The 12,135-nt window shown below is 74.7% G+C and carries 12 protein-coding genes; 7 read left to right on the forward strand and 5 right to left on the reverse strand.

The features are described from left to right. Positions 1-95: 95 nt before the first annotated feature. The 4 genes from ANAE109_RS21920 to ANAE109_RS21935 all read left to right on the forward strand — a co-directional run bounded on the left by ANAE109_RS21920 (position 96) and on the right by ANAE109_RS21935 (position 3,878). Complete coding sequence (locus ANAE109_RS21920) at positions 96-770, forward strand: CoA pyrophosphatase (protein WP_041448621.1); 675 nt, start codon at positions 96-98, stop codon at positions 768-770. Positions 771-840: 70 nt separating this feature from the next. Then, positions 841-2,379: a hypothetical protein gene (locus tag ANAE109_RS21925; protein WP_049768672.1), complete on the forward strand. Its 1,539-nt coding sequence runs from the start codon at positions 841-843 to the stop codon at positions 2,377-2,379. Positions 2,380-2,388: 9 nt separating this feature from the next. After that, entirely contained in the window at positions 2,389-2,976 is a 588-nt protein-coding gene (locus ANAE109_RS21930) for a HEAT repeat domain-containing protein (protein WP_012099094.1), read from the forward strand. Between the two features lie 47 nt (positions 2,977-3,023). After that, positions 3,024-3,878, forward strand: coding sequence for a sel1 repeat family protein (locus ANAE109_RS21935; RefSeq protein WP_012099095.1), 855 nt, complete (start codon positions 3,024-3,026; stop codon positions 3,876-3,878). A 181-nt stretch (positions 3,879-4,059) separates the two neighbouring features. Here the strand turns inward: ANAE109_RS21935 and ANAE109_RS21940 are convergent, their stop codons facing one another. Beyond that, a complete protein-coding gene (locus ANAE109_RS21940; protein WP_049768673.1) occupies positions 4,060-4,473 on the reverse strand; it encodes a response regulator in 414 nt (137 codons plus the stop codon). Between the two features lie 134 nt (positions 4,474-4,607). After that, positions 4,608-4,805 carry a hypothetical protein gene (locus tag ANAE109_RS21945; RefSeq protein WP_041448622.1) on the reverse strand — a complete coding sequence of 66 codons (198 nt, stop codon included), beginning with the start codon at positions 4,803-4,805 and terminating at the stop codon, positions 4,608-4,610. A gap of 180 nt (positions 4,806-4,985) precedes the next feature. Here ANAE109_RS21945 and ANAE109_RS21950 point away from each other — a divergent pair, with 180 nt between their 5' ends. Next, the gene (locus tag ANAE109_RS21950) at positions 4,986-6,368 is read left to right on the forward strand and encodes an IgA Peptidase M64 (protein WP_012099097.1); all 1,383 of its coding nucleotides are present in this window, start codon (positions 4,986-4,988) and stop codon (positions 6,366-6,368) included. Here the strand turns inward: ANAE109_RS21950 and ANAE109_RS21955 are convergent. Continuing rightward, entirely contained in the window at positions 6,283-7,545 is a 1,263-nt protein-coding gene (locus ANAE109_RS21955; RefSeq protein WP_158305927.1) for an NnrS family protein, read from the reverse strand. The genes ANAE109_RS21950 and ANAE109_RS21955 overlap by 86 nt on opposite strands. 101 nt (positions 7,546-7,646) lie before the next feature. Here ANAE109_RS21955 and ANAE109_RS21960 point away from each other — a divergent pair, with 101 nt between their 5' ends. Further along, positions 7,647-9,386: an acyl-CoA dehydrogenase family protein gene (locus ANAE109_RS21960; RefSeq protein WP_012099099.1), complete on the forward strand. Its 1,740-nt coding sequence runs from the start codon at positions 7,647-7,649 to the stop codon at positions 9,384-9,386. A 64-nt stretch (positions 9,387-9,450) separates the two neighbouring features. Here ANAE109_RS21960 and ANAE109_RS21965 read toward each other — a convergent pair whose 3' ends face one another. After that, entirely contained in the window at positions 9,451-10,146 is a 696-nt protein-coding gene (locus ANAE109_RS21965) for a glycine cleavage system protein H (RefSeq protein WP_012099100.1), read from the reverse strand. A gap of 386 nt (positions 10,147-10,532) precedes the next feature. On the opposite strand from ANAE109_RS21965, the gene ANAE109_RS21970 reads away from it, so the two are divergent. Next, positions 10,533-11,111, forward strand: a complete 579-nt coding sequence (locus tag ANAE109_RS21970; RefSeq protein ID WP_012099101.1) for a hypothetical protein — start codon at positions 10,533-10,535, stop codon at positions 11,109-11,111. 151 nt (positions 11,112-11,262) lie between these two features. On the opposite strand, the gene ANAE109_RS21975 is transcribed toward ANAE109_RS21970, so the two are convergent. Continuing rightward, positions 11,263-12,093 carry a hypothetical protein gene (locus ANAE109_RS21975; protein ID WP_012099102.1) on the reverse strand — a complete coding sequence of 277 codons (831 nt, stop codon included), beginning with the start codon at positions 12,091-12,093 and terminating at the stop codon, positions 11,263-11,265. Positions 12,094-12,135 lie beyond the last annotated feature (42 nt).

Consider the following 12,135-nt stretch of genomic DNA (forward strand, 5'->3'; position numbering starts at 1 on the left):
CACCTTGTCTCCACTCGGGGGCATGCTTGTCAACCGCGCCGTACCGGCGAATCGCGTCGCGGCGGAGGCCCGCTCGGCCGGCTAGAGGATCGGACGTGGCCCCCCGCGCACCGACCTTCGAGGAGGCGATCGCCCGCGTGCGCGCCGCGCTCGGCGCGCGGCCGGCGCGTGGGCTCGAGGTCCCTGGCTTCCGCCGCGCCGGCGTCCTCGTCCCGATCCTGGCGCGCGCCTCCGGGCCGACCCTGCTCTTCACCCGCCGCACCGACACCCTCCCGCACCACAAGGGAGAGATCTCCTTCCCTGGAGGCGGCTGCGCTCCGCTCGAGTCGGCGCCGGCCGCGGCGCTCCGCGAGGCGAACGAGGAGGTGGGCCTCGCGCCCCGCGCCGTCGAGGTCATCGGCGCGCTCGACGACGTGCCGAGCATCGCGCGCTACGTCGTGACGCCGGTGGTCGCCGCCGTCGCCGCTCCGCCGCCGAGCTTCGTGCCCGCGGCGGGAGAGGTGTCGGAGCCGTTCGAGCTGCCGCTCGCGCGCCTGCTCGATCCGGCGAACCGGCGCGCGTCGCTCTGGGACCCGGCCCGCCTGCCGCCGGAGGCGGCCGCGGCCCTCCTCGAGGTGCAGCTCCCGTTCGAGGAGGTGGACGCCGCGACCGGGCGTTGGCGCGTGTGGTCCTTCCACGTCGATCCTGCGCGGATCGTGTGGGGGCTCACCGCGCGAGTGCTCGCCGAGCTCCTGGATCGCGCGTTCGGGGCAGAGCCCCTGCGGCGGTGAGGCCCGCCGTCGCCGCGTCGAGGTCCGGCGATTAGGTTCCGATGCAGTGCGCCGACGAATCGCCCCGTCAGTGGCCCTCGCTCTCGCCGGCGCGCTCGCCTGCCGCGGAGGGTCCGGCGGCGGCGGCGGCGACGGCGGGCCGGCGGCCGTGACGGCGTGCGGCGCCGCCACCGACTGCGGCGGGGCGCTCGTCTGCGTCGATGGGAGCTGCGTCGACCGCGCGCCGCCCGCGCCGAGCTGCACGCCGCCCTCGCGGCCGTCGATCTCGCTCGGGCCGCCGATGACCGCCTCCGAGCCGGTGACGTGCACGACCCCGGTCCGCTCCTCCGTCCACCCCGGGACCCAGCTGCTCGGCGAGCTCCGGGTCGGCCAGGAGGCGGAGTTCCAGGTGCCGGAGGGGAGCTGGAGCGTCACCATCGTGTCGCAGGAGGTCGCGGCCTCGGCCCCCGACGAGATCCAGCTGGACGGGTTCCCCATCCCGAACTCGGTGGTGCCGGCGGAGGTCCGCGCGCCCGACGGACGCGTCTACTACGACGAGCTCGCCTCGGTGCCCGAGGACGGAGACGGCTACCCCGACTTCACGCGCCTGCTCGGCTACTACGGCGGCTTCACTCCGACCTCAGGGGCGCTGACGATCCCCAACACCACCCCGGGCCTCGACCTGGCGCGGAGCGCGGGCGGGCTGCCGGCGGGTACCTGGCGGCTCACGGTGAACGACTACGCCTACGAGTGCCAGTCGATGTCCGGGTGCACGGGCGGTGGAGGCTCGGGGCGCTACGACGTCCGCGTCATCACCCGGCCCGGTCCGATCGCGTCCACCGGCACGCTCGATCTCGACGTCTACGTGGCCTCGCTCGAGCTGACCGCGGCGCAGGCGGCGCGCGACCCGAACATGGACCGCCTCTTCCAGCGCGTGGCGTCGGCGCTCGGGAACGCGGGCCTCTGCCTCGGCCGCGTGGTGCTCCACGATCTGCCCGAGTGGGCGCGCCAGAGGTACGCCTCGGTGAACATCGACTCGACCGGCCCCTGCGATCCGCTCTCGCAGCTCTTCACGCTGGCCGAGGCGCAGACCCCGTCCATCCACCTCTTCCTGGTGGACGAGCTCACCGTGACCGAGGGTGACACCCAGTTCCAGATCGTCGGCATCGACGGGTCGATCCCGGGGCCGTCGGGCGTACCGGGCACCGTGAACGGCGGGGCCGTGGTGACGCTCGGAGACCTCGGCCAGGGCCGCTGCGGCAGCGCGCCCGACGTGGCCGGCTGCGGCACGGATCGCCTCGCGTACATCGTGGCGCACGAGGCGTCCCACTGGCTCGGCCTGTACCACACGACCGAACGCTCGGGGACCCTCTTCGATCCGCTCGCCGACACCGCCACCTGCGCGTGCGCCGCGTGCGCGCCGCCGTCGGAGCGGGCGCGCTGCGCGGACCGGAACACGGATCCCTCGCAGGAGCCCACGCCGATGATCGGCTCCTACTGCGCCGACGACGCCCGCACGTGCGCTGGCGCCTCCAACCTCATGTTCTGGCTGCTCGACGACGCCCGCTCGAACGGCTCCCTCACGCCGGAGCAGGCCGAGGTCATGCGGCTCAACCCCGCCGTCCGCTGAGGACGCCCGATGATCGCTCCCCTCGCCCTCGCGCTCGCCCTCCTCGCGCCGCCCGACGCGACCCCGCCCGGCGCCGCGAGCCCGGACGCGCCGATCTGCGCGCCGCAGGAGAGCGGCGCCTGCGACCCGGCGGTGCGCGCGAAGACGCTCGCCCTGCTCGGCGCGATGGATCGGCCGGTCCGCCCGGAGACCTGGCGCGCGCTCGGCCCCGGGGCGGAGCCGGTGCTCGCGGAGGTCGCCGCGTCGGACGGGCTGCCGTCGCGGCGCGCCCTCGCGCTCGAGGGGCTCGCCGCGCTCGGCGGCGCGCGGGCGGAGGCGCTGCACCGCTCGGTCGCGCGGGACGAGCACGAGCCGCGCGCGGTCCGCCGCGCCGCGGTCCGGGGACTCGGACGGCTCGTCCCCGCCGAGCGGCTCGACGCCACGCTTCGCCCGCTCCTCGAGCGCGACCCCGATCGCGCGGTGCGCGCCGGCGCCGCCGAGGTCCTGTCGCGCCGGTCGCCGGCGGCCTCCTGCGCCGCGATCCGCGCCCAGGCGCGCCGCGAGGGGAGTTCCGGCCGCTCCCTGTTCTCCCGCGCCCTCGCCGCCTGCGAGCGGTAGACGCTCCGCGGCGGGCGCGGCCGGCGCCTGCTATCCTCTGCCGCCCCGTGCTCGCCCTCCTCGCCGCGCTCGCGCTGTCGCAGGTCCCGGCCCCTGCGCCCTCCGCCTGCGCGCTGTACCACGGCATGTGGGCGAACGCGCCGGCTCCGCCCGGCGGCGAGCGCGGCTGCGCCGGGGCGTTGCAGGAGGCGTGCGACTCGGGCCGGCGACTCGCCTGTCACGGCCTGGCGCTCGTGCTCGAGGCCGGCGCCACCGGCGAGCCCGAGCCGGAGCGCGCGCTCGCGCTGCACGCGCGCGCCTGCGCGGCCGGGGTGGCCGCCGCCTGCGAGAGCGCGGCGGACCTCCGCGCCCGGCGCGGCGATCGCGCGGGGGTGCGGGCGGCGCTCGAGGAGGGCTGCGCGATCGGCTCCGGCCGGGCCTGCGCGCGCCTCGCGACGGAGGCGGAGGCGACCGACCGCGCGCGGCTCGCGGAGCGGGCGTGCGATCTCGGCGCGGCGGATGGCTGCCTCGCGCTCGCCCGCGAGGCGCCCGCCCAAAGTCGCGGCGAGCTCCTCTCGCGGGCGTGCCGCCTCGGCGAAGACGAGGCCTGCGTGGCGAGCGCGCTGCCGCGCCTCGAGGAGCGCTGCCTGGCCCGCGAGGCGGAGGCGTGCCTCGAGGCCGGGCGCGTGGCGCAGGAGGGCCGCGCCCTCCCGGCGGACGGGGCGCGCGCCGCCGAGCGCTACGGGCGAGCCTGCGAGCTCGGGCTCGCCGCGGGGTGCGTCCGGCTCGGCGTCCTGTACCGCTTCGCCGCGGGCGTTCCCCACGACGAGGCTCTCGCGGGAGGGCTGTTCGAGCGCGCGTGCGCCGCCGGCGACGAAGAGGGCTGCCGGCTGCGCGAGGATCCCGTGCGGCTCGACGACTGAGCGGACGCGCGGGCGCGCGGACCTCAACGGCCTTGCCCGCTCGCGTCGATTGGGCTCGCTCCCGGTTCGTACACAGGCTCACCGCGAGCGGCACTTCTTCATCCGCTCGCCCTGACCTCTCGACAGGCTCGGGGGAAGGGCGAGCGGGATGGCTCGACCCGAGTGATCGCGGCCCTCGTCCTCAGGCAGAGATCCAGCCCGGGGGCGCTCCGCCGCCGGGCCGCGGCGCGTGGTGGGCGGCGCGGATGGCGGCGAGCAGCGCGTCCTCCTCCACCGGCTTCGGCACGAAGGCGTCCGCTCCGGCCGCGAACAGCTCGCGACGCGCGGCCGAACGCCCGGACATGGCCACCACGGCCACCGAGGCGAGGCGGAGGTCCGGCGAGCCGCGCAGGGCGACGACGAGCTCCGCGCCGCGCATCCCCGGCATGGCATCGTCCACCACGACCACGTCGGGCGGATCCGCGTGCGCGAGCGCGAGCGCCATCTCACCCGACTCCGCCTCGACGGGATCGTAGCCCGCGTCCTCGACGATGAGCCGGAGGAGCTTCCGCACGAGGTCGTTGTCGTCGACGAGGAGGATGCGGAAGGGTGTCATGCGCCCGCCGAGGCAAGCTAGTGAAGCTAGTGACGGCGGCGCCACGGGAGAAGCGGGCGCGCGCGGGACGCGTGGTTCGCTCCGTGGAGGTACCGGGAAACGCGAAGCGGGATCGCGGGACTTCGCGCGGGACGCTACGGGTGCTGACCGGCGTCGTCCTGCGGCTGGAACGCGGCCCACATGTCACGAGCGTCGCGGACCTGCTCCATGATGGCGATGCCGATGGCGCAGGCGAGGAACACGGCCAGCGCGAGCATCCACGGATGGAACTCGAGCAGGTCCCTCGGGCTGAGCGGCGCCCGTCCCTGCTCGTTGTCCTTCCGATCCTTCATGGTTCGTAAGTAGACCGCGCCTGCTGCGGGTTGCAACCCCTTCGGCGTGGTGCGTCCAGGCGTTCAGGCGCTCGCAAATGGGGCGCGTCGATATCGTCGGGCGGCGCGGCGAGGTCCCTGGGGCGTCCGGGTTCGCACACACCCGCGCCGTCGGCGGGCCTCGTACTACACTGCCGCGCCATGGTCGCCACCCTGCTCGTCGCCGCGCTCCTCGCCGGGGCGCCTCCCCGCACGCTCCGCGTCGACTACTTCCACACCGGGACCTCCTCCGAGGAGCGGTTCAGCCTCGATCGCGTCGTGCTGGAGCCGCTGCCGTTCCCCGGACGTCCCGACCGCCTCCTCGACGACACCAACCTCGGTAAATACTTCTTCGAGGTCCGCGATCTCGCGACGCAGCGGGTCGTCTACTCGCGCGGGTTCGCGTCGATCTTCGGGGAGTGGGAGCTCACCGAGGAGGCGCGCAAGACGAACCGGACGTTCTCGGAGTCCGTACGCTTCCCCGCCCCGTCCGCCCCCGTCCAGCTCGTGGTGAAGAAGCGCGACGCCGAGCGCGCGTTCCGGGAGGTGTGGTCGCTGGTGCTCGATCCGGGCGACCGCTTCGTCGACGACGCCCGTCCGCCCTCCCCCGGTCCGGTGATCGCGCTGCAGGACTCGGGCGACCCGACGGCCAAGCTCGACCTCCTCCTCGTCGGCGACGGCTACACCGCGAAGGACCGCCCGAAGTTCGAGCAGGACGCGCGCCGGCTCCTCGGGACCCTCTTCGAGCACGAGCCGTTCCGGTCCCGCCGCCGCGACTTCAACGTGTGGGGCCTCTGCCCTCCCACGGAGGAGGGCGGCGTCTCGCGCCCGCTCACCGGGATCCACCGCCGCTCGCGCGTGGGCGCCACCTACGACGCGTTCGGCTCCGAGCGCTACGTCCTCTCCTTCGAGAACCGCTCGCTGCGCGACGTGGCCTCGTTCGCCCCGTACGACGCGGTGGCGATCCTCGTGAACGCGGAGACCTACGGCGGCGGCGGCATCTTCAACCTCTACGCCACCGTGGCCGCCGACAACCGCTGGGCGGGCTACGTCTTCGTCCACGAGCTCGGCCACTCCCTCGCGGCGCTCGCGGACGAGTACTTCACCTCGGAGACCGCGTACCTCTCGAGCGAGGCCCGGCCCGAGCCGTGGGAGCCGAACGTGACGGCGAACCCCCGGGCGGCGAAGTGGAAGGACCTCCTCACGGCCGGGGTGCCGCTCCCGACCCCGTGGCCGAAGGACGAGTTCACCCGCCGCGCGAAGGAGTTCCAGGAGCGGCGCAAGGCCATCCGCGCCCGCAACGGGCCCGAGTGGGAGATGGACGCGCTGTTCCTCGCGCAGCAGAAGGAGGAGACGGCGCTCCTCTCGGCGGCGCCTCACGCCGCGCACGTGGGCGCGTTCGAGGGCGCGAACTACGAGGCGAGCGGCTACTACCGGCCCCAGCTCGACTGCGTCATGTTCACCCGCGATCCGGTGCCGTTCTGCGCGGTGTGCCGGCGGGCGCTGTCGAGGGTGATCGACCTGTACGCGGCGCCGGCGCGCTAGGAGCACGAGGGAAGAGGGCGGGGAGGACCAGCGCGGCCCACGAGGCCAGCGCGCCGAGGAACAGCACCGCCGCGACGGCGAGCCAGAGCTGCAGGCGCGCGCGGTCGATCCCGGCGAGCAGCCGCGCCGCCGTGGCGGCCAGGACGAGGAGGCCGACGGCGCGCACCGGCGCGGGCGAGCCGGCGAGCCGCTCGGGGCGGCCGCCGTGCGTCACCGCCACGTGGATCGACACTGCGAGCGTCATGAGGGCGAACCCGCCGACGAAGGTGAGGTGGAGCGCCGCGCCGCGGAGCTTCGGGAAGATCGCGGCGAGCAGGTAACCTGCGAGCAGCAGCCACGCCGAGAGCCAGACGAGGCCGCGGTGCAGCCCCGGCGCGCTGGGGGCGCGGTGGATGCGCGCCACGCCGAGGAGCACCGCGCCCGCCACGGCGGCGCGCAGCGCGAGGCCCTCCAGCGCGGAGCGGAAGATCTCGAGCGGGAAGCTCGCCAGGAACGCGAGGGCGAGCGCGCCGTGCCGGAGCGCGGCCCGGCGGTTGGCGCCCGGCTCGAGCGCGTCCGGCGGAGCCTCCCCGCGCGTCAGCTGCGGCAGCAGGATCCCGCCCACGCCGAGCACGAGGCCGGTCACGAGCCCCTGCACGAGCATCCCGCGCCCGAGCGCCCATACCTGGGGTCCCGGCCAGGGACCGAGCCGCGGGGCGATCGCGCTCGCGATCGCCCCGCCGGCGCCGAGGAGCAGCGCCGCCGGGACCCATGCGAAGACCGCCGGGACGCGGCGCAGGGCGCGCTCGCTCGCGAGCCGGCGCGCGGCGAAGCCGGCGAGGACCGCGATCCCGGCGAGCCAGGCCGCGTGACCCGCGGCGCTCCGCCCCACGAGGTGCAGCAGCACCGCGGCCACGGGGGCGCCAGCCGCGAGCGCCATCTGCCAGGCCGCCGGCGCGCGCGTGCCCGTCCGGCGCGGGACGAAGGTGAACAGGAACCCCGTCGCGAAGGCCGTCATGAACCCCTGGATCAGCGCGAGCGAGTGGGCGAGCCCGCTCTCCCCGACCGCCCCGGACATGGCCTGCCGGAGGACGTCTCCGACGCCGATCGCCCCGAGCGCGGCTCCCAGCGGGAAGAAGAGGCGATACGGCTCCCGCCGCCAGGGCGGGGCCTCGAGGTGGCGAGCCGTGACGCTCACCCCGCAAACGGTGTGAGCGGCGACGCCGAGCGGCACCCGTGTCTCGCGTTGGATTACGCGGCGCGTTATGATTCGTGAGTCAACCGCCGGAGGCCCCCGCCATGGACAAGAAGACCGCGAGCTTCATGCGCTCGCTCTGCATGGGCGACATCGAAGAGGAGCTGTTGCTTCCGTTCCCGGAGCCCAAGGCCGGCGAGAAGCAGACCCTCGCGGCGGTGCTCCAGACCCTGAAGTCCATGCTCGGCTCGCGCGAGCGCGACTTCCGCGCCTGGGATCGCGCCGGCGAGATGCCGAGGGCGTTCGTGGACGAGCTCAAGGAGGCGGGCCTCTTCAGCCTCGTCATCCCGGAGACGCACGGAGGGCTCGGGCTCGGCGCGACCGCCTACTCGCGCGTGATCCAGGAGCTCGCCCGCTACGACGCGTCGGTGGCGGTGACGGTCGGCGCGCACAGCTCGATCGGCATGCGCGGGCTCCTCCTCTTCGGCACCGAGGAGCAGAAGGCCCGCTTCCTGCCGAAGCTCGCGACCGGGGAGCTGATCGCCGCCTTCTGCCTCACCGAGCCCGGCGCGGGCTCCGACGCGGCGAGCATCAAGACCACCGCGGTGCGGGACGGCGACGACTGGGTGCTGAACGGCGAGAAGCTCTGGATCACGAACGGCGGCATCGCCGACTTCTTCACGGTCTTCGCGCGCACCTCCCTGGACGGGCGCGGCAACATCACCGCCTTCATCGTGACGCGCGACCTGAAGGGCGTCTCGACGGGACCGCACGAGGACAAGATGGGGATCCGCGCCTCGTCCACCACCACCGTGGTGCTCGAGGACGTCCGCGTGCCCGCCGCCAACGTGCTCGGGGAGGTCGGCAAGGGCTTCAAGCTCGCCATGAAGATCCTGAACGCCGGCCGCACGGGGCTGGGCGGCGGATCGGTGGGCGGCATGAAGCGGCTCATCGAGCTCTCCGTGCGCCAGGCGCGCGAGCGCGTCCAGTTCGGCCAGCCCATCGCGAGCTTCGAGTCCATCCAGCAGAAGATCGGCCAGATGGTGGTGGACTGCTACGCCTCCGAGAGCGTCGTGAACCTCGTCGCCGGCCTCGTGGACCGCGGCTTCGAGGACTACGCGGTCGAGGCGGCGATCTCCAAGGTGCTCTCGAGCGAGGCGCTGTGGCGGACCGCGGACGAGGCGCTCCAGATCGCGGCGGGCCAGGGGTACATGCGCGAGATGCCGTACGAGCTGGCGCTGCGCGACAGCCGGATCAACCGGATCTTCGAGGGCACGAACGAGATCCTGCGGCTGTTCATCGCGCTCACCGCGATGAACGACGTGGCGGAGGAGCTGAAGGACCTCTCGGTCTCGATGCGCGGCGTGTTCGCCGATCCCATCAAGGGGTTCGGGGTGCTCTCCGACTACGCCAAGCGGCGCGCCCAGCTCGCCACCGGCCTGCGGCGCGAGAAGGGCCGCTGGTCGCTGCTCCACCCCAGCCTCGCCGAGGAGGCGCAGCTCTTCGAGCACTCCGCGACGGCGCTCGCCGTGGCCGCCGATCGCATCCTGCGCAAGCACGGGAAGCGGATCATCGGCGAGCAGCTCGCGACCCGCCGGCTCGCCGACATCATGGTGGACCTGTTCGCGCTCGCGGCGATGCTCGCCCGCGTCTCCACCGGCATCGAGGACCGCGGAGAGGCGTCGGTGGAGATGGAGCGCCAGATCGTCCGCACCTTCGCGTGGCAGGCGAAGCGGCGCGTGGACCAGAACCTCGCCGGCATCGACGACAACGAGGACCCCACCGTCAAGCAGCTCGCGAAGCACGTCCTCGAGACTGGCAAGTACGTCTGGGACAACCTCTAGCCGCGGCGCGGCGGCCTGCCCCCCTGCGGGCAGGCCGCGTCCCCCTTAGCCGGGCCGGGCGGCGTCACGCCGCGTGCAGGAAGGTCGCGACGACCCTCTCCCAGCCCTCCTCCCCGAGCGTGGAGGGGGTGGGCGGGGGGAGCTCCCCGCCGTCCGCGGCCACCAGCCCCAGCTCATGCTCGACGTAGCGGTCGAGCCGAGCGCGCTCGCGGCGCAGCCAGCCGCCTCCCTCCCGGTCCTGGGGGAAGGTCATGTACCCGCCGTCGGCGGGCGCGATGGTGAACAGCCAGCCGCGCCCGTATGGCTCGAGCTTCACGAGCGAGGGGTCCCGGCGCACCGCCCCGTTCCTCGCCACCACCACACCATCCACCGGCGCGCCGATGCGGATCGAGCGGCCGCCGGCGTGGACCACCGCCACCGGCTCCCCGCGGCGCACCTGCGTGCCCGGGCGCGGCAGGTCGACGGCGCTCGTCGACGGGATGAGCCGCTGGGCGAAGTCGTCCAGCCCCACCCGCAGCCCGCCGGCCGCCGACGCGAGCCAGGTGTGGTTGGGGGCGTAGTAGGCGCCGCGACGGAACGCGAGCCCGCCCACCTCGCCCACGGCGGCCTCGCGGCGGCGCTGGAGCGCGCGCCACGCCAGCGCGAGGACCAGCGCCGGGACGGCGAGCGCGGCGAGCCCGGCCACGAACACCGCCGAGCGACCCGCGACACCGAGGAGGAATGAGCCGAGCGTCTCGAGGAATGACACCAGCGTCGTCATGATGCGCTCCCTTCGTGGTCGGAACCCGATCCGATCCCCCGGAGTCGCAAGGCGCGGGCCAGCGAGCGCGCGGGCGTGGAGGCGCGGATTTACTCGCGCGGCGCGGGGGCGCGGCGGAGCGCCGCGTAACGGATCTCAGCGGCGGCTCCCCCGCGGGCGGGGGGAAGCGCCGCGAATACGGGCGCGTGGGCGCTTGCGTTGAATCGGTCAACGGGTGGTGAATTCCTCGCTGACCCTCCGCGCGGGCGAGCGCCCCCGCGGTGCAACGCAGGACCCTCGCGGTGGGCCCCCACGAAGCGTGCCCGCCTCCCCCACAGGCGCGCACCCGGAGGCTTGCGGACGCGGCACTCCGCGCGAACGTTGTCGTGCCGGAGGGCTCTCCCGCCATGTCGCGCTCGCTCCTCGTCGCCGCCGCGCTCGCCGCGCTCCCCGTCATCTCTCCAGCCGAACCGCCCCGAGCGGAGGGAGCCATCGACGCCGGAGAAGCGCGCGTGGAGGTGCTCGGCCGCCGCTACGCGGCCGGTGACACGATCGAGCTCCCGGAGGGTTATCTGAGGGTGGAGGAGGACGGACCGGAGGACGAGGAGATCGGCTCCTTCTCGGTGGTGCCCGCCGCTGCCCTGGCCCGAGCACCGGACGCGCTCCCCGGACGGGCGGAGGAGGCCCTGACGGGAGCCGAGGGGGAGGCGCCGGTGACGCGAGAGGAAGAGCGCGAGGCGCCGCGGGCCGCCGCCGCCGACTGCAGCGCCGAGCGCGCCGCGTACCTCGCCGAGATCTGGAAGCAGTCGGGGATCGAGCTGTCCGATCCGCAGGGATTCCTCGAGGGAATGGGGCGGACCGAGCAGGGATCCGATCTCACCCTCGCGTGGTTCGCGCTCAACACGGATGCGTTCAGGACCCTCGCGTGGTCGTCCGATGCGAGGGCGAAGGCAGCGGAGCTGGCGAGGTGTGCGAGGGGGAGGTGAGGACGGCCTCCGGCTACACCCGGGCCGGCCCTCCCTGAGCGCGCGGCGCGGCGTCAGCCGCGGCGAAGTCGAAGCGCGTCCTCGCGGTCGCGGTCGCGGTCGGATTGGCGATCGCGGTCACGCGACCGCAGCGTCTCCACCCGGCCGCCCCTCACGCCGCCGCGGTCGTCCCCAACCCCCGCTCGATTCCCTCTCGCGGCTCCGCGGGACGCAACGCCCCCAGCCTCGCCGCGTCCACCGAGTGGCTCGCACAGACGAGCTCGAGCGGCGCCCGGACGAACGCGTCCGGGACGATCCCGACGCCGGAGATCCCCAGGATCCGGTGCCGCCGCGGCTGGACGCCCAGGAACGGCGCGAGGCAGCGGGTGGCGCGGTGGACGAGCTCGGTGCACGAGAGCCGCCGCAGGTCGCGGAAGTCGAGGTCGAAGTCGTATTCGACCCCCACCTGCGCGAGCGCCTCGCGCCGCACCACCGGCCACGCCTCCTCGAACGCGACGTCGCCGCCGGCGACGAGCCGGTCGCGGAGCGCGCGCTCTTGCTCGCCGAGCGCGCGGGGATCGTCCGGCGGTGCGCCCGGCCGGGCCCGGAGCTGGGCCGGGAAGCGCAGCACCGCCAGCCGATCGCAGCGGCAGAAGTCGAGCACGTCCTCGGTGACGACGCCCTCGGCGATCGCGTGGATCACCGTCTGCTCGCCCACGGCGAAGCCCTCGCGGTGCTCGGGCGGCGCGGCGGCCCGATCGACCTCGCCGGTGCGCCCGAGGAACAGGCCCACGTGGCTGAACAGCCCGGGGATGAGCTTCCCATCGAGGTAGGCGTCGAAGCCGCGCACGAGCACGTCGCCCGGGCGCACCCGCTCGATCACCGCGCGCATGTCTCGCCCCTTCACGCGGTACGAGCCGGGGTCGTAGACGATCCACATCGGCCAGCGGAACACCTTCACGTCGCCGAGCACGGCGAGGAGCGCATCGCGCACGCGTCCCATCGAGACCTCCGCAGGGGGTGCGAGATGAAACCACACCGACCG

It is taken from the genome of Anaeromyxobacter sp. Fw109-5, assembly GCF_000017505.1.
In the GTDB taxonomy this organism is placed as follows: domain Bacteria; phylum Myxococcota; class Myxococcia; order Myxococcales; family Anaeromyxobacteraceae; genus Anaeromyxobacter.